This window comes from Sutterella faecalis, from assembly GCF_006337085.1.
Classification (GTDB): Bacteria; Pseudomonadota; Gammaproteobacteria; order Burkholderiales; family Burkholderiaceae_F; genus Sutterella; species Sutterella faecalis.
Genome location: NZ_CP040882.1, coordinates 2850224 through 2872519, shown reverse-complemented (window position 1 = coordinate 2872519; position 22296 = coordinate 2850224). Strand labels below are relative to the sequence as shown.

Below are 22296 nucleotides of genomic sequence, written 5' to 3'. Positions count from 1 at the left end.
CGCTCGCTCTAAGACGCCCGCATATGACGGAGATCCCCGAAGCGTTATTTTTTGCGCTTCTGGCTTCCCGCCATTTCAGCCTTACAAAATTTATGTACGATCCCAAATCACGCCGCGCAGACGAGTTCATCTGCCGGGAAGAAATTGAAGACACCCTCAGGTGGGCGGAGGAGCATAAGTCCGACCGTCCGCTTCTGGAATCGCTCCTTGAAAAGGCAAAAACCGCCAAGGGCCTTACCCATCGCGAGGCCGCTGCGCTCCTTTTCTGCGACCAGCCGGATCTGAACGACGAAATCTTCCGCATCGCCCGCGATGTGAAGGAAAAGATCTACGGCGCGCGCATTGTGCTCTTCGCGCCCCTTTACCTCTCGAACTACTGCGTCAATACCTGCACCTACTGCCCGTATCACGCGAAGAACAAGAATATTGTCCGCAAGAAGCTCACGCAGGAAGAAATCAGGAATGAGGTGATTGCGCTTCAGGATCTCGGCCACAAGCGTCTCCTCCTTGAAGCGGGCGAACACCCGAAGTACAACCCGATCGAATACATCCTTGAATCCATCAAGACGATCTATTCGATCCAGCACAAGAACGGCAAAATCCGCCGCCTCAACGTCAATATTGCCGCGACGACCGTTGAAAACTACCGCAAGCTCCACGAGGCCGAAATCGGCACGTACCAGCTTTTCCAGGAAACGTATCACCCGGACGAATATAAGAAGCTCCATCCGAAGGGACCCAAGGCGGACTACGCCTGGCACACCGAAGCGCACGACCGCGCCATGGAAGGCGGCATTGACGACGTGGGTCTCGGCGTGCTCTTCGGCCTCACGCTCTACAAGTACGACTTCGTCGGCCTCCTCATGCATGCCGAACATCTCGAAGCCGTCTGGGGCGTTGGTCCGCACACGATTTCCGTGCCGCGCATCTGCCCGGCCGACGACATCGACCCGCATTCGTTCTCGAATGCCGTCCCCGACGACATCTTCCTCAAGATCGTCGCGCTCATTCGTCTTGCCGTTCCCTACACCGGCATGATCATGTCGACGCGCGAGAGCGCCCGCACCCGCGAAGCGGCCCTCAAGCTCGGCATCTCCCAGATTTCAGGGGGCTCGCGCACGTCGGTTGGCGGCTACACGATCCGCGACATCCGCGACATTGAGAATTCCGCGCAGTTCGAAACGAACGACCGCCGTTCGCTCGACGAAGTGGTGCGCTGGCTCCTTGAGAACCACTATCTCCCGAGCTTCTGCACGGCCTGCTACCGCGCCGGCCGTACGGGCGACCGCTTCATGGAATTTGCGAAGAACGGCGCCATTGCGGACTACTGCCAGGCCAATGCCATCCTCACCATGAAGGAATATCTCTGCGACTACGCGACGGAAAAGACCCGCACCGAGGGCGAAGCCGTCATCCGTCTTGAGCTCCCGAAAGTGAAGAACGAGAAGTTCCGCAATGCAAGCGTGAAGCGCCTTGAACGCATTGCCGAAGGCGAACGCGACTTCCGCTTCTAACTGATCGGCTCTTCTACAGCCTAACTACCTGCTAACCATCACCCCGCTACATACCCGCTATGTGGCGGGGTTTTTCGTGTTAGCATGGTCGTACCCCCGCTACCGTCGCGCTACCTGCACACCGCCTACACGCCGTCAGCCTGTGGGACAACTGTGGGACAAAGAGTGTGTTCGGCACCTCGTGGATTCAATTTTGTGGGACACGCCATGAACATTACGGCCAAAAACATTCTGGCAGTAGGCGATGGACGATATAAGATCGCGCCGAATTTGTACCTCGTCGTCCGAAGAAACGGACTCAGCAGAGCGTTTGTCTTCCGATACACGTTCGACGGAAAGCGCAAGGATCTATCACTGGGTGATCCGACATTCATCAAGATTCAAATGGCGAAGGATGAGGCGCTCAAGTGCCACACTCTCCTCACGCAAGGAATCGACCCAAAGGCTTTCAGAGAAGAAAAGAAAGCACCGGCAAAGACAAAGCACGAGCCAACATTCAAGGAGTATGCAGAACGCATCATCCCGATCATCATTGAGGTCAAGCAGTACAAGAACAAGCACAGCATCAATGAATGGCGGCGGTGCATTCTCGGCCTCGCCGTCCAGCACATCGGAGACATGCCGATCAAAGAGGTCGAAACGTCTCACATCCTTTCTATCCTCAATCCGCTCTGGAAGAATCAGACTCCGTCAGGCGTCAAAATGCGTGGCTACTTGGAGACCGTCTTTGCCTATGCAAAACGTGAAGGGTTTTACAACAAAGAGAATCCAGCTACATGGCGCGGCAATCTTGACGCATGGCTGCCATCACCTCAGCGCATCTACACCACCAGACATTGCCCTGCCGCTACGCTTGATGAGACGATAGACATTGTCAGTCGATTGCTTGCAGGTGAGGTCGGAGAGCCTCCTTCACGTCTGGCTGCACTCTTCGGCATCTTGACCGCCACGCGCCGAAAGGAATTTACGCTCGCGTTTTGGGATGAAATCAATCTCGAAGAGCGCATCTGGTACATCCCGCCTGCTCGCAGAAAAGACCGCAAGCCTTTCCCGCACCGTGTCCCTCTGAGCGATCAGGCCATTGAAGTGCTGCTTGCCGCCAACCCGAGCCAGAAGGGACCGCTCTTTCCGTCGCCTTACTGGACGCACAGACCAATCCGCATCGACAACCCATATCACACGGTCAGCAGACTCACAGACGGCAAAGTGACTATGCACGGATTCCGTTCAACCTTCCGAGACTGGGCGGCTAGAAACGGTGTGGATAGAGTCGTCGCAGAGAAGTGCCTGATGCACGCAACCGGCAACGCCGTTGAGCAAACGTATCAGCGTGACGACCTATGTGAACTACGTCGTCCCGTCATGCAGTCGTGGGCGGACACGATCATGCCGAAAAAGAAGTAACCCCTCACAGATAAAGCTACTTTAGCGGCGTTTATTTATCCGTTTACGCTTGACTTTTATTACAGCTTGTACCCCAACTATTAAGAAAAATTTAATAGTTGGCGCTACTGGCTCATGATCTTCACGACCGCATCTTTATCTATCGCAGTCCGCTCAGATAGTTCGACACCTCGTCGAACCAGCTCCGTGCCTCTTTCGAGAAGGTCTGCGCATCGGGCAAGCTGCTTTCTTTCAGCGTCGCAGGTATCTGAACCGGCCGCGGACAATCGACGGCGAGCGTCGGCTGCTTGCTAGCTAATCTTTATGGGTGATTGCGGTCATCCATTTTTTCGCCTATAGTATCCTTAAGATAACTCGAGAAGGATCAGTGCTGGGTTCCCGAATGGGAGTAGGCTTCATGCTTAGAATTCCTTTGCCCCTGGGGTTATCTTCCCTTCTTCTTGCTTTGAGCTAGTTTGTACTCGTCTGCCACCCTATCCAGAAGATCTTTTGGATGTTTGCGTAGCTCCTCATACAGAAAGTCTATTAGCGCCTGCGAATAGCTGTACTGAGGATTTTTGTACAGGGTATTGGTATAGCAAAAATCTTGATTGTTCTTGACGCCATAGGAACGATTCAGATTGGTAAGGTGGCTTTTATTTAATGTAGTCCTATTGCCGCGAAAATAAACTTCAACACTCGACCTGCGCAGTAGGGCATTAAGCTTTTCAATGGCCTTATTCGCAGTGTAGGGGTGAGTGGAGGAAAAATCCTTGGGGCGGTCAATTATTTTCGCTGGTTCTCCATCCTTCGATATGCGTATTTTCTCAACATCGGCTCCATCTTTCTTTGTTATTTTATAAGTGTGAACTATCGAGATCGCAAATCTGCTCCCTAATTTCCCTTGCTGTTCTGAAATTTTATTGTTTAGTTCGATAAATCGAGCCGATACCGCATCAGTATATTTGGCTCGTATTTGTTCCGGTTGAATCGTACAGACAGAAGTTGGGAGTCTCAAAAAGCTTTCGGAGACATACTGAACAAGCTCTTCATTCAATAGATCATGTAACTTATCAGAAAAATTATCTACATTGGCCTGAAAGAGCGGCAGATACAGCGACTCGTATTCTGGGGTAATAAAGTGCGTGCTGGTATTGCGTAGTTCTATTATTCTTTCTAGATTTATTCTTAACGGATCCTTTTCGTTCGTGAAAACCTTTTTGATGCAATTCTCTAACGACAGCGTTCTGCCATGATTGTCTTTATAATAAATGGCCTTATTCCCGTCTCTTCTTATTATGTAAGACTTTAATAACAGCTCCCAGGCGTTAATTATAAAGAATGAAAATCCCTCGACGCGATATTTAATTGTTGGTTTATTATATATTTCAATCGCCAGCAAAAAGGCCTCAATAGCCTTATCCTTTAGTCGTCTTTCCAGATCTTCCATTTCGACTTGATCACTATGGTCCTAGATGTTTTTTAACTATAGCAATCAAGAACTCGCTTGTGTAGAAGATCTTTTATCTCCTAGCCGCCGTCACTGCGTCGTGAACTCCGGCTGACTCTTGAAGTAGCTCTCGACCCTCTGCGAGAAGCTCGACACTTTCTCTGAGTAGGCCTTCGCACGCTGAGACTGCGGCGCGCTCAGCACCGCAGGCAGAGGCGCTGGCTCTTCGCTCACGTACCTCGGCGGCGCGGCGCACCCGTTCAGCATCAGCGCGAGCATCGGCAAGCTCACCGCGCAGGCCGGCAAGAGCGTCCAGCGCTTCAACCATCTTCGCATATTGCTTCCTCCCCATATCGGCACGGGCAACGGCCTCGGCTTCCCGAAGCTCCGCCGCGTCCTTTTCGTAGAGCGCGGCGGCATATCGATAGCCGCCTCCGAAAGCCAGAAGCACCGCAAGCAGTGCGCCCGCGATCTTCAGATAGGTCACAGCCCGGCCTCCTTGAGGCCCACTTCCCACGCATCATCCGTGATCGCTTCAGCATCGACGCCGCACTCATGTCGGGCGATCGCCTTCGCGATGTCCAGATAGAGGAGCGGGTCGGCCTCGAAGTTCAACACTTCGTCCGGATCACGGCGGCAGGCCGTCGCAACATGAAGCACATATGAGTCCGTATCGTTCTCATTTTCCGGAGCCCATCGGGTGATGATTTTGCGCACGGTGTCGCATCCTCGCTTCTCTACGTAGGTGCGAAGGGTTTTCAGGAGCGCCCTCACGCCAAAGTGCATTTCCGTGAATGTGCAGAAATTCTGGTCATCCTGCACCGGAGCAAGTCCGAGCCAGGCTTCCCCGTGCCGGAGATTCCCCGGGTTGTTGTTCCGAATTCCTCGAGCGGTCATAGTCCCTCACTTCAGAGCATCACGCCAAATCTTCACGGCCTTCCCGGCGACGCATGCGACGACGGCAACGCCGAAAGCGATGAGGACGACAAGGATGGCCGTCGCCTGCCATGTCAAATCATCAGCAGTCATGAGCTCTCCGATCTTCAAAGCAGTTAAAATGTCTCCCATAGGCCCATTCCGTTTCTGATGCCTATAAAAAAAGCCGCCCGGTTCGCTCCCGAGCGGCTTTTGCTATTTGGTCTTCTTGTCTTTCTCCTCATCATCAAGCCCGATCTGATCGAGCTTGGTGTCCACGGCATTCTCAAGGCGCTTCTCAAGCGACAAGAAAAGCTTCTTGAGGACTGGAGGCAGTGCATCTCCGAAACCCGCCCGCTCGATGTTTTCGACGATCGATCCGAACTCGCCGCAGGCATAGGCGCAGAGCGTCACGCTTTGAAAAAGTGGCATGTCGTGGAGCACGAACCAGAAGCTCACGTCGATCCCGTGCGCAAGAGTGATGATGAAAAAGGCAAGTCCCTTCTTCGCCATCCCAAAGCTAAGGCGCTTTGAGCTGAAAGTCCCGGTCCGGCAGGCGGCCCATATCCCGGTGAGAAGGTCGGCCGCCATGAAGGCCAGATACCAGTAGACCAAGGGGGCAACGCTCGCTAACGTCGCCCCCCAGATCACCCCCAATACCGCACCTATCTTTATCCACGCCGCCTCCGCCCCCACCGGTAGAAGCGAGTGCATGGCGTCACCCGATCATGAAGCGCCCGAACCAGCCTGCGGCAATGCCGAGGACAATGCCCACGGCAGTGACGCCGATCCAGAAAGCGCGCACCTTGCGGCGCGTCTCGGTATCCAGCTGCGCCTTCTGCTCATCGAGATACTTCTTGAGCTTCTCAAGCGCTTCGTCCTTGAGGCCGTCAATGCCGCTAAGCCCAAGCTCTTTCTGCTTTGCGATGAGTTCTTCTTTTGTCATTTCGTACTCCCGAAAAAAAAGGGCCGTCAGCCCGTAAAGGACCGCGGCCCAATGGGCTACACACCGGATGCACCGGATGCACCGGATTCTTTTTCTTCCGCAGGTTCTTCCGTCGCCGCAGTAGCGCCCGAAGCCATTGCCGAAATAACGGCCGCGTCATAAGCGATGCGGGCGTTGATTGCGGCTTCCAGGCTATCCAGGCGCGACTTAATGCTTTTGACATCAGCGGCGATGGCCCACAGAGCGGCGATCACCCTATCGGTGTAGTCGTCCTTCCCGCCGGCCATGTCGCACCTGCCTTACTTCGCGTCGCGCGCGGCGGTGTAAACCGCGGCAAAGTCAACGGTGGTATCGCCGATGTTCGTCTTGAAAGTCGTCAGATCGCCGTTGGCTTTTTCAGCCACTGTCATTGCCGTGGCGGCATCCTGCACGCCCTTGTCGGCCTGAGCCTTGGCGGCCGCAGCATCGTCGACGCCCTTTTGCGCCTTAGTGTCCGTGGCCGCGAGCGCTGCATTGGTTGCGTAGCCCGAGAGATCAACCGCGGCGCCAACCTCGGCAAAAGCTTCCCACGCCACCTGACCAGCGTTATCGCCGCCCGTGGCAACCGTGCCGTGGCGGACGAAAATACGGCCACGACCACCATCAATACCGCGGACGGTCTGTTCGAGCGTGTTGCCGCTCTTGCGAACGGAGACCATCAGGTTCTGATAGTCGCCGCCTACGCCCGCCGGGCGTCCTACCGCTTTGGCGACGAAGAATTCGCCTTCGTCGGTCAGGGTGTCGAGGCTGACTGCAGCCGGATCTGTGCCACCTCCCGAAACTTCGCCGACCTTGGCGACCGTGCCGTTGAGCTTGGCCGCGAGCTGCGCAGCGGAGACCGCATCGATATTTTCGCGGGCCTGCTGCTTCTGAGTGTCGTTGAGCGTCTGTGCGGCGTCAAACTTGACATGGCCGGCCGCGATCTGCTGCAGAGCGGTAATGGCGTCCTTGTTGGTGTTGATCGCGTCGGCGACTTCCTTGATGGTGTCGAGCGCCTCCGGTGCGCCGGAGACAAGAGCGGAAATAGCCGCGTTGATCGCGCTATTGATCTTCGTGGACGACCAGGTGGTTCCCGCCTGCGTCTTTGCGTCGTCGATCTTAACGGCGGCGTCAATGCCGGTCTTCAGTTCGTTGAGAGCGCCAACGAGCGAAGCCCTCTGCGTGGTGGTCAGAGTGCCGAGGTCGCCAATTTTGGCGAGCAGGCCCTTGACGTCAACGCCAGCCGCCGTGAAAGCGGCAGAAAGGTTCTTAATCATCGTGGTCTGTGCTTCGGGCATATCAATCTCCTTGCTTTGCACGTTCATAGATTTCTAAAAAAGAAGGGGCCGCCTCACCGGCAAGCCCCAGGTTCTTTTGCGCCTGCAGCATCTCCTCTGCGGATAATGTCTGCGGCGTATAGAGGACCACGTCTTCCGGCGTATCCCCTTTGTCCCCCTTGCCGCCTTGCGGCCCGGGGATCATCACTGTGGTTACCCTGCAGGTATCGCCGCAGCAATCGTTGTCTCTGTAGGTCATCGAGTCACCTCCGGAATGACGTCGAAGTAGCCCCGCAAAAGCCGGAGGACCCGGCCAGTAGTGGAAACCAGTTCGATGTCGTAGCGCGACCGTCCCGGCGGGTAGCGGCTTGTGACGTCGCTCGGAAAGATCGCGGTTAGCCGGGCCCCCTCGAAAAAGAGCCGGCCGTTTTCAACGGTCAGCTCGTCGATGGGCTCTTTCTGATATGTCGATCTGCGCACCTGCATCCGCGCGGAGTAGCCGGAGAAGTCCATAGCGTTCCCGTAGCCGTCCACGCAGTTGAAGGTCCTTTCGGTATCAACGCCCTGATCAACCTGAATGTCATATGTCTGAGCCACATTTCCCTCATTCAAGGCAATAAAAAAAGCCCGCGCACTGGCGGGCCTGAGCAGACAGATAGCAAGAGGGGCCGAACTCCCGATGAGAACGACCCCCGCGACTTAACGCCTCTTGCCGATCAGCCACGCCGCAATAATGACGGCAATGACGAGCCCATCAATATTGATGTCGCCCGTCACCACAACGATGTCGTGTGGCATAATCTGACACGAAGCAAGAGTGAAGGCATGCATAACCACCCCTTGCATCATTGACTCAGCCCGGTGTTAGCGCACTGGGCTTTGTCGTTTCTACACCCCTAGCGGGGGCCTATCCTCCGGCGATACGCCGGGAATTCCTTGCCTCGGCCGTCGGTAGGTGTGGATAGGCAGGAACAGGCTATGCGCCGCGTCCTTGCTTCATGCTGGCGGCGATTATACCTAGCCCCGCATGCTGGGCGGCAGTTGGGTCCGCTCTAGCTCACTCTCATAGCTCGTCCGGCAATGATTGCCATCGAAGAACAAGACCGCATCGATGAGGTGATCAAAGGCGATGAGCACCTGTTTCCAATACGCCCAACTCATGCCGCCTTCGAGAAGTCCGCCGGGTGGAACGCGATCTCGATCTTTTCGAGCTCTTCCTTGGTCTTCGCCTTCTCGATAGCGTCACGGAGCTTCCACTTTTCCTGATAAGCGGCGCTGCCTGCGCCAATGATTTCGAGCTGCAGGAGTTTCAGCTGATCGAGTGTGAGCTGATGTCCTTCATTGTGGGCATCCATGAAGATGACGCCGGAATCCGAGAGGGTCGCTTGCGCCTCAACGGCGGTCACGAGGCCGTTCACGTCGGATATAGCACGCTGATCCGAATCCGCCTCAAAACCAAGGCTCGAAACGACCGTCGCGCCGTCCTCATACCAAGACATAAAGGCAGCGTCGAGGGCCCGCATCTTCTCGGTGCGCACTTCCTCAACAGTCTTTTCCGGAATCTTTTCGATCGAGCGGGCATTCGTTTCCGGGTCTTGGACAAGGCGATAGGTCGTCGAGTTCTTCGTGAGCTCGTCGAAAACTGTGCGGAGTTTGTGAATTCTTTCCGTCTGTTTGTGATGATCGAGCACGATGCCGACGCACTCCTCGGCCGTCGTCGGGATGGCCTCGGCCACCCAGCCATTTTTGTCGGCAGCGATCTTGTAAAAGTGCTTCCCATCGTCTTCTGGGGCGGCGATGTCATAGCAGTCCGCGCCGAGCATGAGCGCTCCACGCGCATCAGCCATGCAGGCCACCGTGCCATCAAAGTAGCCGTCCTCATCGACGTGGGGGATTTCTTTGATCTCATTGGGCTTCATGTCGAAAAACCTCTCTACAAGAAAAATTGCGGCCTTGCGACCGCGTGAAAAGCGTTACACCGTGACCGATAGCCACAGCCTCACCCTTCGGGTTTACCCCTCGGGGATCAAAAGTTGGTGTCTCCGCATTTCCTACGGAGGCAGGGTTACTGATCTGAGCCTCGGACGATGGCCCGAGGTCTCTCTGATGCAGGCCCGGCAACTGGCCCGCAGAAAGCGGAAGGAGTTCCGGCGTGTACGGCAATAGCTCAACGGTTAAGCCCCCGGCGATGTCGGCTTTAGTCCTGATCAAGTTTTAATGAGGACTAGCGTCAGCAGCGCCGCTGGTTGAACTGTTCTGGTCCCTCCGTATACATATGAACACCTGTTAGCGTCCATGTAAACGTGTCTTCCATCCGATGCGCCGCCGCTATTCGAATGGACCCCGGTTCCCCCGTTCGTAAAGGCCCCAGTGGTCTGCATCGCGCCAGTATTGCCGTGAGAGGTGAAAGACCCCGTGATGTTCGGTAACCCCGCTGAGTAGTAAGTGCCGACCGAAGAAGCCGATGTCGTGCCCTCGAGGAAGCGAACGTCCAAATTCGGCAGACCAAAGGTTGTCGACCCGTCGCCCGCGCCGTAGATCGTACCGATAGCTGCGAAAAGGGCCGCGTAGTCGGTTCGGCTCACATTCGCGCCGTTGCAGATGAGCCAGCCGCTCGGGACCGTGCGCCCGGCGTAGTGGATGAGCGTGCCGGGCGGGACCGCCGGCGGATTGAAGGCCTGGACCATCAGCTTCGTAAGGAAAGGCGTCATCAGAACGTTCTTTGCGGTGCCTTCAGTGACTTGCCCCTCGGTCGCGATAATCGCGGGAAGAAGATGCGAGAAAGCGACGCTCTGCGTCGCGAGGCGTGTGCCGTCGACCGCGCCTTGTGCGATCTTGTCATTGGTTACGCTGCCCGCCGCGAGTTTTGCCGTCGACACCGATAGATCCGCGAGGTTCCCCCCGGCGACGGTTTTCGCGGTCAGCTTTGCTCCGGTGATCGAGGCGTTGGCAATCTTTCCGCCCGGGATGGTGTTATCGGCGAGCCACTTCATAGTCCGAAGCGCCTCGAGGAACTGAGTTGCGGATGGCGGCTCGGCCAGCGTCTGCCCCGCGGCTTCAATAACGGTGTTTCTCAGTTGATCCTGCAGGTAGTACCACGCGGCGCCCGGCTTTGTCGCCGGGGTCCCGGTTTTCGGGTCGCCCGACGTCGGGTACCCTTTAGAAGTGAGCGTAGATGTGTCCGGCGGCGAATCAACCGCGCCGGATTTCCAATAACCTTTAGTAGCCATCAGGCGTCCTCCTCATACATAAAAATGACATACACATGAGCCGGAGCAAGCGCCCGGATCACGCATTCCAGCAAAGCATTTCCCCAGCGAGCAAGAGGCTCATCAGCGCCCCAGGTCACATCGAGGTATTCGGCATTCCCGTTAGACCGGATCGTGATGCCAAGCGTCATGACCGTCGTCCACTGTTTTTCGTAGAGCGGATGCTCCACGTCGTCATTCACGTCATGCTCCGTGAAGGTCGTTACCTTTGCCTGGTAGCCGAGCGTCCCGGCAAGCGACTCGAAAAAAGCCGCAGTCAATCCGAGATTCGACGTGATCTTCGCGAGAAGCTCCTGCCGCATCTGCTCCTGAGACGGATCTGCGATCGCCTCAAGGCAGGCGGACGGAATGCCGTAGTCGTCAAACCACCGAGAAAGCTCCTCTGCTGAAGTACGCGGGTCGGCTTCCTCGATTACCTGATTGATGCGGGCGTCGACGCGCGCGGCCTCTCTGCCCAGGGCATACAACACAGCGTCGAGTGCGCCCCCCGGAGTCCTTTTCCAGATCGGCCCTCTCGGAAGAAGCTCGTCGATCTGGTGCGAATAATCTCTTTCTGTCAGCGCCATATCACACCCACGTGATCGTTCCCGGAACGAAGATTTCGCCTACGCTCGCCGCCACGTCGTCCGTCGGCGACTGAATGCGGTAACTGGTAACTTCGCCTACCCCGGAAATTGCTCTGTCAAGCGAAGTCAGCAGGATCGAGCCGCCCGGGGTCGCTTCTGCAAGAACGACCGATTCAATGGCGGATTCGATCTTCGCCTTGATCGCCTCAGTCTCCGGGAGAATGTCGAGCGTGAGATTCAGCGGCTTCGGGATCGGTGCGACGACGTGGAGCATCGCCGTAACCGGCATGTTCGCTTCGATCTCGTCCGTTACGCGCCTTATCATGGTTTCGTTCGGGATGCCGTTCGACGTCATGCCGTCCGTCATGAAGCGCACCGTGACATGCCCCATACCGAGCTCCTGCGGGTAGCACCAGGCGCGCGTCACGCCGGGAACCTGCCTCGCCCAGGCGACGTAATCCGCCTTCGTGCCGGCTTTCGGCGGGTTCTTTTGTCGCGCAAGAAGTCGTTCCCGCAGGCTCTCGTCCCCCTCTGCGTCCGCGCCTCCGGTGAGCTCGCCAGCTACGGCCGAGCTCATCACGCCGACGACCGGGCTCACGAGCGTCAGCTGCATGCCGGCCTCAGAATTGCCCGAAGCGCCCGCATCAGCCGCCTCAAGCGGAGCCGCGCCGTCTTTGCTTTCGTCCGTAGTGACGTAGACCGCCCCGCGTTCGTTTTGAAGCTGCGTCCCGGCGGGCACGACACCTGTACCGGTAAAGGTGACGGTACCGACGGCCTTGCTTGCCTGCAGCCGATAGATACCGTACTCGGAAGCGCGCCTCTCGAGGTAGTTCCCTTCGGCGGTGCTCGTAAAGCACTGCCGGAGCACAAAGGCGATGTAGCCGTGAAGCCCGTGGGAAACGCCCGAAATGACGCGCGTCATGACGGAGGCGAGCGACCAGCGCATCACCTTTTTTCCTATGCGGCTCTCCGCATCTGCCTGAACTCTCCGGATGATCTCCGCGAGCGTAGGTCTTTCAAAAGACATTTTCACTCCCAAACATTCTGGAATCGCGCCTGAAGCGCCTGTGTGTCATCAGGCCGATAGCAGGTAACCCGCAGCGCGATCTGGTCAGTCCCCGAGCGCTCCGCAGAAACCTCAATGCGGGCAACAACCGCATCATCGATGAGCCATTGCAGAGACTCCTTCGCATAGGCCTCAGCACGGCGCAGCGTTGCCGGCAGGATCTTCTGCCGCTGCAGCAACCAGAGGCGCGAACCGATTCGATCACCGGCCCTCTCCGCGAAAGTGTCTCCCCACCAGCCTTGACGATTCGGCGCCTTCACCCCATCATCCGGGTTAGACTTTCGCCATGAAAAAAGGCTGATCAGCACGGCCGCAGCCAGCTCATCAACCTCGAAGTCGGAGATGTCTGCCGGCTTCCCGTTCAGCATCATGTCCATTTAGGTATCCCCGCGCTCATTTGGTCAACCAAATCACCAATAGCGCTGTCACTACTGGAGCGACAAAAGCCTTTACGATCTCAAGCCAAAAAGCCCTTCGTTCGCGCGACTCTTTCAGAGCGTTTTCTTGAAATTCGCGCTCTACCTGTGCTCGAATCTCTTGCTCCTTCGTACGTTCTTCCATAGCCTGCAACCGCTCACGCAGTTCTCTGGTTTCATCTAAACTGTTCATGTTCACCTACTTGACAGGTGGATACGAAAAACCCCGCAAGGATTCCGGCCCTGCGGGGTTTGCTTTTTGGTCTGTACGAGAAACTCGTACGGTTAGTGCGGCCCGGATGTCTCCGCGCCATCACCCTGTTCTGTGTGCGTGTGCGTCTTCAGGCTGATCGAGCCCGCCTTCACATCGCCAGTCGTCGTCAGATCGCCGGTGACGCTCGCGCCGGAGCCGCCGCTGATCGCCATGCCGCCTTGGCCGGTGATCAGCCCTTGAACGGTCAACGTCCCCGTCAGAGTCGTTGCAGGCGTGTCCAGCTTCACTGATGATGCTTTCAGCGTGGCATCTCCTGCTACTTCTGCACTCAGGTCCCCGCCCACCGTTACGGTCGCATTTTTTGCGACCGTCGCCGTCAGCTCGCCAGGCGTCTCAATCACGATGCCATCGCGCGTCAAATAGATCTTCTGCCCGAGATCGTCGTAGAGAGCGACCTCGCCTGGCTTCAGGTTCTTCAGGCGAAACCGCCTGTCTGCCACGCAAAAGACAATGCCGTGCGAGCGATCGCCGCCGAAAAACAAAGCAAAGGCCTCTGGCTGCTCATCGTCCTTCGGCTCCGAAGTGAAGCCATAGGGCTCGACGTGCTCCAGATCATCCCGCACTTCGTCCGCGAGCAGCCGCACCTGTACCGCGCGCATTTTCTTCGTCCCGTCGGCCGCCGAAACGACGCCGCGGGCCATGATGTCGTCCAATCTTCCGCTCATAACAAAAAAGGCCGCATCTCTGCAGCCTTTCAAAAATCATTGACGTTGCCACCCGCCCATACCGTCGGGCCTGAAGTTCTCGTGCGTGCCGTCCCGGCGCTCGATCGTGATCCAGCCGTTAATGTCCTTCGTGATCGACATCACCTCTTTCGGGTCAGACGGTTCGAGCTTAAAACCTAGATCAGGCTCGCCGCCCGGGACATATTTGCATTCTTTATCCAGCATAGTTCCGGGGTACTTTTCGCAGACCAAATGCCTGCTAGGGACAACCGTCAACGCCTGGGCGCCAAGCGAGGCAACGCTCAGCGCGATGAGAAAGAAAATGCGCATAACTGCCTCCTTTCCCCAGATTATTTCACGTTCGTCCACGTCGACGACGTTTGCTTTGTATCCGTTTTCGCGGCGTCTCGTCTATAGCCATCGGGGGGCATAAGCCCTAACTCGGCGGTCATTCCGGCCGAAGAGAGTTGGAGCTTCGTTTGAACAACCAGCATTTCTAAGCCTCCCGGAAAAAGCGTTTGATCGCGCACTATAACCTTTGTGTTCGGTCGCCACAGAGAGCCATCCGACTGCCTCCAGCCCTGAACCGTGTAGGTGACGGCGCGAAAGCGTGCGGCTTGAAAATTAGCTTCGAACCGGGCTCGAGCGCCGGCAGTCTTCAACGACGCCTGCCCACTATCCTTGAGCACCTTCAGCCGGAATCGCTTCACTTCCGGGTCTACAGCAACGCCCTTGTCTTCCGCAGCGGTACGACCGAAATCTTCATCCGTACCGGCGTGCTGTCCGAGCGCAACGTAGTGCGAAAACCGCGCCGACGCATCGAACCTCGCTGAAGCCTTCAGGATGTTGCCGCCGAGCTCAAGGGCGTCCGTCGCCTGTCCGGCCCCGCCAGGCTCAACCAGCACAAGATTTCCTGCCTCATCGTCGGTCAATACGAGATTGTCCTTCGTAATGAGCCGCTTGATCGATTCGAAAACCGTCTCTCCGGGATTAACCGTATGGGTCTTGACTTCGTTGCTCTCGGCCGAGATCGTGAGCGTTATGCCGTACGGCTTCGCCAGCTCTTCGATGATGCGGCCGGCCGGAAGGTTCTTCCAGGAGGTTTGAGGCTTCGCGGCCGCTGCGGGCGCGGCCTGCGCCTTACCGCTCTTGCCCTTCACCTCGGACCACAGATTGGCGCTCACCGCCGGGGGCGCATAGGCCGCAGACGGCGGACTGCAATCAACGAGGTCAACCGTTCGGCTCTTCCCCTGCACCTGCACGGAAACGGTCTTGCCGTCGTAGCTGATGGGTGTCGAGGTGATGTACCCCGTGCACACCAGATCTTCGCCGATATAGACCTGTACGAGCTCCCCGGTCTGCAACGCCTTGAAATCGGTGTTGCCCGGGAAGTTCTCCGTGACTTCAAGCGCAAACGCCCGGGCGACCTGCTCGATGCTTGAAGTGATGAGCACCGACTTCCAGCCGCCGTAGCGCTTGCCGCCAACTCGAATTTCAACCAGATTCGACGTCATTCGCTTGAAATCCTCAGTTCCTCTACCGGGCAGAACCCTTCATGTTCGATGTGGTTCCGGAGAGCGATCTCTCGATCCCGGTTCGCATCATCGTGATAGTCATAGGCCAGAACAACGGCCGGCATAATGTCCGGCGGAACCGTCGTAAACAATCGGCTTTGAGTGTCAGCACGTTCAGTAATGGCCTCAAAGACCGCAGTCCTCGCCGCCTCAATCGCCTGGTACGTCTCATCGTCGGTCTCCATCAGGAGTTCCTGATCTAGAACGTCCAGAAGCTGATCGCGGACCTCAATGAGATCGTCGTAGCTCTGAATCGGTTCCTGCTCGGCGAAAGGTTCTGCCGCAGCCGTGAGCACTGCCCCCGGCGCCGACGTGTCCTTTGATGTCCCGATCAAAGCGCTGACGCCAACAATCTGCGCGAGCAGGAGCTGTCTGGCGAGGCTTTCAACGGCCGCGCGGTTCGTCATCACCACTTTCTGAGTGTCAGAAAGCGGCCGTCCTTCGCGATCAGCCTGAATCTTTGCCTTGGTCCCGGACGAAAGCTTGTCTTTCGAGACGAGGTTTTTCAGCTGCTCCCCGACCCGGCTCCAAGCCGTGGCCGTCGTAGCCCACTTCGACAGCCCGAGAGCTCCCGCAAGCGTCTGCGCGAATACTTTCGGATCCGTCGAGAGGAGCGAAAGCCCCTTTGATGCCAGATCAGCAACGTCAGTCGCGAAATCGAACACCTTTGCGATTTCCGCACTGTCAATCACCCCGAGCACGTCGAGCAGATCTCCGGAGAGTGCCGCGTCGATGTACTCGGAAACAATCGACAGGTCAATGGAGTCGATGAACTTGCTGATGGCCGATTGCTCGAGCTCGTCAGCGGCCTCAAGCGCCTCCGTCTGGGTATCGATCCCCATAACCGGAAACTCGAGGTCTCCAGCTTCAGTAGCGACAAAAGTCAGGTAAGCAGCCCCAAGCCCGGTGTCGAACTTGAGTTCGCTCACTGAAGTGACCGTAACGGTCATCTCACCCAGCCACGGATGAATGAGCGTCCCGGACCCCGGCTTTTCGATCTCCGCCAGAAGCGCCGTTCCGCGGTCAATGTAATCGTCTCCAACTACGAAGGCCTCAATGGTGACTTGACGGGTAGCGCGGCCAAGATCCTCAACGTACGGGTTGTCCCGCTGAGGATACTCATGCACCACTGTACGGCGGCCGCCCTTAAGACGCCCGCTCGTCACCTCGAAAGGCACGCCGCGAAAGCTTGCCGGCAGAAGCTGTTCACTACGAATAGACATCAGTCAGCTCCTACAAAGCGATCCGATCGGCCTACCTGACCGTAAATATCCAGCCCCGGAGACCCGGAAACGTCGCTTACGGCCGCGGATGCTCCTCCGGAAGCGGTTACGCTGATGTTCATGCGCCCGCTCAGGCGGGCTTCAGGGGTCACCTGGGGATTCCGCATCGGCTGCCCGTCGCCGGATGTTTTGCTTCCTCCGAAAAGGTCGCTTACCCAGTCCGGCAGCAGCGATTTGAAGTCGAATTTCGTAAAGTAATCCGAGATCATCTTCCCGACGCTCTTCAGACTTTTCTTAATTCCCTCGTACCAGTTGAGGCAGGCCTTTGCCCATTTGTCCGGAAGCAAGTTGAATGCCGCCTGAAACAGGTCGTCAAACCCGCTCAGCAGACCGCTGATGTCTCCCTGGAAGAAGGCCTTCGCAATTGACAACAGCGACCCGAAAACTGCCTGGAACTTTGGTACAACCGTGTCCCAAACCGCGCCGATAAAGTCGGCGGCCGCAGATGCTCCTGCCTTCAGCGCCGGCCAAATGCGGTCCCAGTTGGCGATCACTACGCCGGCTATCGCCGCCACGGCTGTCAGCACCAAACCAACAGGCCCGAACGCCCCGGCCATTGCTACGGCAGCAGTTCGCGCTGCAGTCACCAGGGTGCCGAACGTCTGCACCATCGAGATGATCGACGAACCGAGGGAGATCACGCTCATGAGCGTCTTCCCGGCCATGATCGCGCCCATGGCGTAAAGCACCGTATTAAAGCCGCCGACCGCATTGAACGCCCGAATCGCATAATCCGCCACGGTCAATACCGCGGAGGCGATGCCCTCGAAGTCGATCTTCTCGATCGTCTCGGCCAGCCGCTCGGCGACGGAAGCGAACTTCTGCGAAAAAGCCTCACGGTTCGCCGCGGCAAGATCGCGGAAGCGGTCAGACATGCGGATCACCGTGGGGGCGAGCTTCGCGCCTATCGCGTTGCCGACCGACCCGATAACGGCTCGCATGTCATCCATGTGGTCCGTCATTGTCGCGGCAGACGCCACCGCATCGTTCGACATCACGAGCCCCAGGCCTCGCGCCTGAGCAGCCATCTGTTTGAGCCCGTCCGAACCGCTGGTGAGCATTGGGATCAGCTTGCGGCCGCTGTCGCCCATGGTCGCCATTGCCATCTTCGCCCGAAGAGCCGGATCTTCATTGCGCTGAATGGCGTCGGCAAGATCAAGAAAGACTTGCTCGACCGGGCGCATATTCCCGGCCGCGTCCTTCATCTCGATTCCAAGCTTCTGAAAGAGCGTGAAGGCGTCGCTCGAGGTGTCGATGCCGTTGGCGATTTCCGCCATATGCTCACCGAGATCCTTGAGCGCATCCTCGAGATCTTCCGGAGCGGCACCCGCGTGCGTAGCGGCATAGGAGAACTCCTGCAGCTGTTCCGCGGTAATGCCGATGCGCTGACTCATCTTGTCAAGCGCGTCGCCCGTACTTGCGAAGCTCGTCACGGACTGCTGCAGGCTGAAGCCTAAGGAGCCGGCAAGCGCAAGGAAAGGCCCGCCAATCCGGCCCGCTACGTCACCGGCGGTAGCGGCGACGTTTTGCATCGAGCGGTTGAAGAGCGCCACCTGCTTCTGCAGGTTCTTAAACTGCGTGCCGTCAATTACCTTCCGGAAGTTCCCCCACCGCGCAGACACCTGCTTCATGACGGGGGTCATCGTGTCCCGGACCGCAAGAATCGCGGTAAGTCTGAAATCCTGTCCCGCCATTTAGGTCTCCTTCAATCTCTCCTGAATTCGGTTCCACTGCTCCACATAGAGCAGAAGCTCCGACAAAGGAAGCGCGAGCGCCTCATCAGGAGAGATCCTCCAGCCGTAGGCCACGTCAAAAGCCAGATCGACTAGTCCTGAGACGTCGAGCCCGCCTGCTCCCCGAAAAAACTAATCAGCGCCCAGCAAATCGCCATGAAATCCCTGGGGCTGAGCTTCTCGACCTCAGAGGGCGAAATAGCCGCGAGGCGGGAGATGTAGTCCGCGCAAACGCTCGGGCGGGGCGCCGGCGTCAGATCCGCGCCAACCGTGAAGGGGAACCCGAGCCGCTTGATAAGCTTCGTGTCGAGCCTCTCTTCCTTGAGATCGAGCTCCGTGACTTCCTTGCCCGCAATCTCAATCGGCGTTGTCAGTGCGTAGATCATGCAAGTTCTCCTGCGGTGCCCTCAAAGCGCAGCGCCACCGTACCGTCAATGGGCTTATATGGAATGTCGCCCACCATGAATGCCTCCGAAAGCGTGTAAACCATGCCGTTCGCGCACTCTGCGGTAATCGTCATCGCCGTTGACTCCATCAGCTTGCTGACGGGGAAGCTCTCCGGGACGATGAACGTGCCCGCGACGTACGGGACCGTCACCGTCTCCTTGAAGCCGACGACGCCGGTGGTCGAGGCCATGGTCTCGCGCGTCACCGAGTTAAAGGGGAACTCAAGGTCCCCCTGAAGTTCGAGCTGTTCTCCGTCCACCTTGAAGTAGCAGGTGCCGGCTAGTCTCTTTCCCATTTCTTATTCCTCCGCGTACTGAAGACGGAACTGATTGAGGACCGCAAAGATGCGGAGCTGATTGACGAGATCGGGCGGGAAGAGGACATCCAGCCGATTCGGATTGTCTGCATTCCTTTCGACAATCAGGTACTGCTTGAAGAGATCCGCATTCTCGACAATCCCCGAAAGCTCGAGCTGCCGATAGAGCGCCACCAGCTCGCCGCGGATCACCGAAGGCGTCACGATCGCCTGTCCGGCACCGTAGCGGGTCCCGTCGTTCGCGAGCTTGTGGCGTGCGTACTTGGTCGTGATGAGCGACTTCATGCGGCGAAGCACGTATGCGAGCGTGTGCATCGTTTCGCTGTCGAGATACGATGCGTCCGCGTCGCCGAAACTGTTGCGCTGATAGGTCGTCACCGCGCGCTCGATCATGACCGTGCCGGATGTCGTCGTAAGCGTCGCAATGCCGTTTTCAAGAAGCGTCTGCCTGTCGGTCGTGATAAAGCGGCTCTCGGAAGGAGCGGCCATCACGCCGGTGAGCACGCCCGTCTGCGTGGGCCGCGCGGGGTCAGCTGAAATGAACACCGACGTCCGGGCGAGATAGGCCGCGAGCACCTCTTCAATCGGGGTCGGAAGCTCCGGCTCAACCCCCACAATCGTGCAGTGCTGATCGTTTCGGGCGTTGCCGAAAGTCTTCAGCGCATTCACGTCGCCGCGCTTTGCCGTATATACGTGGCCGTAGATCTGCCGGAACGGCGCCCAGCGGCCGGACGTGTCGTTCATCTCCGTCTGGAAGGCGTCAAGCACCGCGGCATCCGAATAGGGAACGCCGATGAAGTCATACTGCGCATCGCCCATCGCCTCTACAGCGGCGGCGATATCGGGGTCGGCAGTACCGCCCGTCATAGCCGCAAGCTCGATGCCAAGCCCCATCGGGGTCTTTTCACCGTTGATGAGCCCGCGAAGGTTGAGCGCAAGCAGGATGCCGTTCCCGAGCGAACCCCTGTTTCTGGCCGTAATCGTGCAGACCGCATCAGCCGCCCCAGCCGTAACCGGAAGGTCCTTCTGGAGCGAAATCGCGTCGGCAAGCGCTTGCGCGACAACACCGGCCTCCGCGCCTTCTGCTACGGAGACCTGCACGCGCGAACCGCCAATGTAGAAGCTCAGGGTACCGGCTTCAGTCGCATTTCCGGAGAAAGTCACCTCTGCCGAGGCGGCTACGGAGTTCGTCACGTCAGCGAGCGGAATGCAAACAAGCTGGCCGAAGCTATCGACCGTGCGATAGGCGGCCACCATACGGGCAAGCATAGAACCGCGACCGAAAAGCTGTTTCGCCATGGCCGCGGTCGAAACCGTCACCGGCTTCCCGGCCTCCGCCGTGCCCGTGGCGAGCATCTGGCCGATCAGGAGGCTCTGAGTGCTCTCCGACGGCGTGAATGCCGCGGAATTGTCTACCTCGGCATAAAAAAGCGGCACTCGAATGCCGCTCGGAATGGTGTTGAAAGAAACACTCATAACTCCACCTTCATAGTTGCTTCAATTTGTCCGTCCGGCTGATTCTTCTTCGTCGAAGGATCGATGCAATCAACCTTGATGTCTGCACCCTCGAGAGGGCCGAGTTGCGCAAGGTCCTCGCCCTGCCACGTCTCTTCCGTGTCGATGTACGTCTCGAAAGAGAATTCGTACTGAAACGCCAGGCGGGCATCGTCCATGTAGATCACCTGCCCGCCCGAGTAGACGATTTCGCCGAACTCATCAGCCGGTTCCTGCCGCCAGCTGAGAAGGCCCCGGAAAATTTCGAGCTTCAGCCCTTCTATCGAGTCGAATGCTTTCTGGCCTCGCTCATCGCAGGCGTTGCTCACCAGAACGATCACGGCAAAGGTGTTCGTCACGGTCTGCTGGTAGGCCACCCGAGACTCGTTTCCGGAAGCTTCTTCGGCAAGCGGGACCACATACGCCGCCGGGAGCGCCGGCGCTTCATCTTCTGTAAGTCCGGCCCACTCAGCGGCCCCGGCAAAGCGGTTTCCAAAGGACGGACATCGCCTCCGAAGCGCCGCAATAATCGGATCTAATCTCATATCAGCCCCGGTTTAATTGCATTAGCCAAGGCGTCCGCCATGGACCTCTTGAAGTCGGGGGCCGCCTGCTTTGCGGCATCCTCGATGAAGTTCCTGCGCGGAGCCGCCACCTTTTCGCCCGGGCGCTTCTTATGCCTGCGGGCCTGTACTTCGGTTTCCGTATTCGGCCCCCGATGCCCATAGACGACAAAAGCCGGGTAATAGACCGGCATCGAGCTCGTCTTCGACGGCGAGACCATCACGGCATATCCGGATCGGGAAAGCCGCACGCGGATCGATCTCTGCATGCGTCCTGTCATCCTGCCCGGGTACTGCCCTGCCTCGGAAACTGCCTTTCGGGCGATCAGCCTGCGAGCGACCTTGCGGACCTCGTTGCCTGCTGCCCGAAGCGGCTGTCTCAGCTCCCTCGGCTCATAGTCAATAGTCCGAAATCCTCGGTCTACCTGAGCGCTTACCAACATCTCCCTTCTCCTCAACGTCCATTACCGTGAATCGACAGGCACCAGCGACATCCGCAACTCTTTGGACTCGATAGCGCACCCCATCAATCTCCAGCTCTGTGACGCCGTAAAGGTCCTGCGGCCGCGTCCTCCCGTCGTAACGGCGGACATAGACGCGGTGCGTGACCGTGGACTCGACCTGCTTCGTTCCGAAATACATCCCGGAACCAACCACCTCGAGCTTTCCCCACACCTCATCCTTGCAGACTGTTTCCGGAGAGAAACCGTTCTGCCGATTCGGAATGTGTTCGCGCACGAGAATCTTCACGCGCCTGGAGAGATCTCCAATTTCTGGAAAGTCCATGCTCACGCCCAAGTTCTGAAGGGATCAAGAAGCGCCGATACGAAAGGGAGCGGAGAAAGCGTCCCCTCTACGGCCGACTGGCGGTGCTCGTAGTAGTAGGCCACGTGCACCAGAATCCACTGCCGGATAGCGGCCGGGACGGCTTCCGGAGAATCGCCGTAGCCATCGGTCCCCTCGCGCGTGACGAGCCCGCGCTGCAGCTCATGCTCGGCCATCTGCGTACAGGCAAGGATGAGCGCGGAGATGAGATCGTCATCAGCCGTGCTCTCAACTCTCAGATGAAGCTTGGCTTCGTCCAAAGTCACCGCAGGAAGAGCCGTCGAAACTTCCACGCTCATCCT

The 22296-nt window shown here is 57.8% G+C and carries 31 protein-coding genes; 3 read left to right on the top strand and 28 right to left on the bottom strand.

Annotated elements, in window-relative coordinates:
• The first annotated feature begins 92 nt into the window (after positions 1 to 92).
• Together hydG and FG381_RS12050 are read left to right on the top strand one after the other, a co-directional pair.
• The gene (gene hydG / locus FG381_RS12055; RefSeq protein WP_139689014.1) at positions 93 to 1514 is read left to right on the top strand and encodes a [FeFe] hydrogenase H-cluster radical SAM maturase HydG; all 1422 of its coding nucleotides are present in this window, start codon (positions 93 to 95) and stop codon (positions 1512 to 1514) included.
• 207 nt (positions 1515 to 1721) lie between these two features.
• Positions 1722 to 2918 carry a tyrosine-type recombinase/integrase gene (locus FG381_RS12050; protein WP_165697880.1) on the top strand — a complete coding sequence of 399 codons (1197 nt, stop codon included), beginning with the start codon at positions 1722 to 1724 and terminating at the stop codon, positions 2916 to 2918.
• 424 nt (positions 2919 to 3342) lie between these two features.
• On the opposite strand, the gene FG381_RS12040 is transcribed toward FG381_RS12050, so the two are convergent.
• The 11 genes from FG381_RS12040 to FG381_RS11995 form a co-directional block, all read right to left on the bottom strand.
• Positions 3343 to 4347, bottom strand: coding sequence for a DUF3644 domain-containing protein (locus FG381_RS12040; RefSeq protein ID WP_139689012.1), 1005 nt, complete (start codon positions 4345 to 4347; stop codon positions 3343 to 3345).
• 73 nt (positions 4348 to 4420) lie between these two features.
• On the bottom strand, positions 4421 to 4834 hold the full coding sequence (locus tag FG381_RS12035) for a hypothetical protein (RefSeq protein ID WP_139689011.1): 414 nt from the start codon (positions 4832 to 4834) through the stop codon (positions 4421 to 4423).
• Positions 4831 to 5244, bottom strand: a complete 414-nt coding sequence (locus FG381_RS12030) for a structural protein (RefSeq protein ID WP_139689010.1) — start codon at positions 5242 to 5244, stop codon at positions 4831 to 4833. Before FG381_RS12030 ends, FG381_RS12035 begins: the two co-directional genes overlap by 4 nt.
• Before the next feature lie 6 nt (positions 5245 to 5250).
• The gene (locus FG381_RS12860) at positions 5251 to 5376 is read right to left on the bottom strand and encodes a hypothetical protein (RefSeq protein ID WP_265575132.1); all 126 of its coding nucleotides are present in this window, start codon (positions 5374 to 5376) and stop codon (positions 5251 to 5253) included.
• A gap of 102 nt (positions 5377 to 5478) precedes the next feature.
• On the bottom strand, positions 5479 to 5976 hold the full coding sequence (locus FG381_RS12025; RefSeq protein ID WP_139689009.1) for a phage holin family protein: 498 nt from the start codon (positions 5974 to 5976) through the stop codon (positions 5479 to 5481).
• Between the two features lie 4 nt (positions 5977 to 5980).
• On the bottom strand, positions 5981 to 6208 hold the full coding sequence (locus tag FG381_RS12020; RefSeq protein WP_139689008.1) for a hypothetical protein: 228 nt from the start codon (positions 6206 to 6208) through the stop codon (positions 5981 to 5983).
• A 56-nt stretch (positions 6209 to 6264) separates the two neighbouring features.
• Positions 6265 to 6495, bottom strand: a complete 231-nt coding sequence (locus FG381_RS12015; RefSeq protein ID WP_139689007.1) for a hypothetical protein — start codon at positions 6493 to 6495, stop codon at positions 6265 to 6267.
• A 12-nt stretch (positions 6496 to 6507) separates the two neighbouring features.
• Positions 6508 to 7524: a hypothetical protein gene (locus tag FG381_RS12970; protein ID WP_139689006.1), complete on the bottom strand. Its 1017-nt coding sequence runs from the start codon at positions 7522 to 7524 to the stop codon at positions 6508 to 6510.
• Position 7525: 1 nt separating this feature from the next.
• Positions 7526 to 7762, bottom strand: coding sequence for a hypothetical protein (locus FG381_RS12005; protein ID WP_139689005.1), 237 nt, complete (start codon positions 7760 to 7762; stop codon positions 7526 to 7528).
• The gene (locus tag FG381_RS12000) at positions 7759 to 8100 is read right to left on the bottom strand and encodes a hypothetical protein (RefSeq protein ID WP_139689004.1); all 342 of its coding nucleotides are present in this window, start codon (positions 8098 to 8100) and stop codon (positions 7759 to 7761) included. The genes FG381_RS12005 and FG381_RS12000 overlap by 4 nt, the downstream gene beginning before the upstream one ends.
• 560 nt (positions 8101 to 8660) lie before the next feature.
• Positions 8661 to 9422, bottom strand: coding sequence for a DUF4376 domain-containing protein (locus tag FG381_RS11995; RefSeq protein ID WP_139689003.1), 762 nt, complete (start codon positions 9420 to 9422; stop codon positions 8661 to 8663).
• On the opposite strand from FG381_RS11995, the gene FG381_RS12960 reads away from it, so the two are divergent.
• The gene (locus tag FG381_RS12960) at positions 9421 to 9669 is read left to right on the top strand and encodes an Arm DNA-binding domain-containing protein (RefSeq protein ID WP_139689002.1); all 249 of its coding nucleotides are present in this window, start codon (positions 9421 to 9423) and stop codon (positions 9667 to 9669) included. The genes FG381_RS11995 and FG381_RS12960 overlap by 2 nt on opposite strands.
• Before the next feature lie 41 nt (positions 9670 to 9710).
• Here FG381_RS12960 and FG381_RS11985 read toward each other — a convergent pair whose 3' ends face one another.
• From FG381_RS11985 to FG381_RS11905, 17 genes are all read right to left on the bottom strand, one after another.
• Positions 9711 to 10733, bottom strand: a complete 1023-nt coding sequence (locus FG381_RS11985; RefSeq protein WP_139689001.1) for a phage tail protein — start codon at positions 10731 to 10733, stop codon at positions 9711 to 9713.
• Positions 10733 to 11338, bottom strand: a complete 606-nt coding sequence (locus tag FG381_RS11980; protein WP_139689000.1) for a YmfQ family protein — start codon at positions 11336 to 11338, stop codon at positions 10733 to 10735. The genes FG381_RS11985 and FG381_RS11980 overlap by 1 nt, the downstream gene beginning before the upstream one ends.
• Before the next feature lies 1 nt (position 11339).
• A complete protein-coding gene (locus tag FG381_RS11975; RefSeq protein WP_139688999.1) occupies positions 11340 to 12365 on the bottom strand; it encodes a baseplate J/gp47 family protein in 1026 nt (341 codons plus the stop codon).
• Positions 12366 to 12367: 2 nt separating this feature from the next.
• Positions 12368 to 12781, bottom strand: coding sequence for a phage GP46 family protein (locus FG381_RS11970; RefSeq protein WP_139688998.1), 414 nt, complete (start codon positions 12779 to 12781; stop codon positions 12368 to 12370).
• Between the two features lie 16 nt (positions 12782 to 12797).
• Complete coding sequence (locus FG381_RS11965) at positions 12798 to 13013, bottom strand: hypothetical protein (RefSeq protein WP_139688997.1); 216 nt, start codon at positions 13011 to 13013, stop codon at positions 12798 to 12800.
• A 92-nt stretch (positions 13014 to 13105) separates the two neighbouring features.
• A complete protein-coding gene (locus FG381_RS11960) occupies positions 13106 to 13747 on the bottom strand; it encodes a phage baseplate assembly protein V (RefSeq protein WP_165697879.1) in 642 nt (213 codons plus the stop codon).
• 48 nt (positions 13748 to 13795) lie between these two features.
• Complete coding sequence (locus tag FG381_RS11955; RefSeq protein WP_139688995.1) at positions 13796 to 14089, bottom strand: hypothetical protein; 294 nt, start codon at positions 14087 to 14089, stop codon at positions 13796 to 13798.
• Positions 14090 to 14109: 20 nt separating this feature from the next.
• Positions 14110 to 15273, bottom strand: coding sequence for a phage baseplate assembly protein (locus FG381_RS11950; protein WP_139688994.1), 1164 nt, complete (start codon positions 15271 to 15273; stop codon positions 14110 to 14112).
• On the bottom strand, positions 15270 to 16556 hold the full coding sequence (locus FG381_RS11945) for a DNA circularization protein (RefSeq protein ID WP_139688993.1): 1287 nt from the start codon (positions 16554 to 16556) through the stop codon (positions 15270 to 15272). Before FG381_RS11945 ends, FG381_RS11950 begins: the two co-directional genes overlap by 4 nt.
• On the bottom strand, positions 16556 to 18310 hold the full coding sequence (locus FG381_RS11940) for a phage tail tape measure protein (protein WP_139688992.1): 1755 nt from the start codon (positions 18308 to 18310) through the stop codon (positions 16556 to 16558). Before FG381_RS11940 ends, FG381_RS11945 begins: the two co-directional genes overlap by 1 nt.
• Before the next feature lie 131 nt (positions 18311 to 18441).
• Positions 18442 to 18735: a phage tail assembly protein gene (locus FG381_RS11935; RefSeq protein ID WP_139688991.1), complete on the bottom strand. Its 294-nt coding sequence runs from the start codon at positions 18733 to 18735 to the stop codon at positions 18442 to 18444.
• Positions 18732 to 19091: a phage tail tube protein gene (locus tag FG381_RS11930; RefSeq protein WP_139688990.1), complete on the bottom strand. Its 360-nt coding sequence runs from the start codon at positions 19089 to 19091 to the stop codon at positions 18732 to 18734. The genes FG381_RS11935 and FG381_RS11930 overlap by 4 nt, the downstream gene beginning before the upstream one ends.
• 3 nt (positions 19092 to 19094) lie before the next feature.
• Positions 19095 to 20588 carry a phage tail sheath subtilisin-like domain-containing protein gene (locus FG381_RS11925; RefSeq protein WP_139688989.1) on the bottom strand — a complete coding sequence of 498 codons (1494 nt, stop codon included), beginning with the start codon at positions 20586 to 20588 and terminating at the stop codon, positions 19095 to 19097.
• A complete protein-coding gene (locus FG381_RS11920) occupies positions 20585 to 21151 on the bottom strand; it encodes a phage tail terminator protein (protein ID WP_139688988.1) in 567 nt (188 codons plus the stop codon). Before FG381_RS11920 ends, FG381_RS11925 begins: the two co-directional genes overlap by 4 nt.
• Positions 21148 to 21438, bottom strand: coding sequence for a hypothetical protein (locus tag FG381_RS11915; RefSeq protein WP_139688987.1), 291 nt, complete (start codon positions 21436 to 21438; stop codon positions 21148 to 21150). The genes FG381_RS11920 and FG381_RS11915 overlap by 4 nt, the downstream gene beginning before the upstream one ends.
• A 130-nt stretch (positions 21439 to 21568) precedes the next feature.
• Positions 21569 to 21955: a phage head completion protein gene (locus FG381_RS11910; protein WP_139688986.1), complete on the bottom strand. Its 387-nt coding sequence runs from the start codon at positions 21953 to 21955 to the stop codon at positions 21569 to 21571.
• Positions 21956 to 21957: 2 nt separating this feature from the next.
• Entirely contained in the window at positions 21958 to 22293 is a 336-nt protein-coding gene (locus tag FG381_RS11905) for a head-tail connector protein (protein WP_139688985.1), read from the bottom strand.
• Positions 22294 to 22296: the final 3 nt, after the last annotated feature.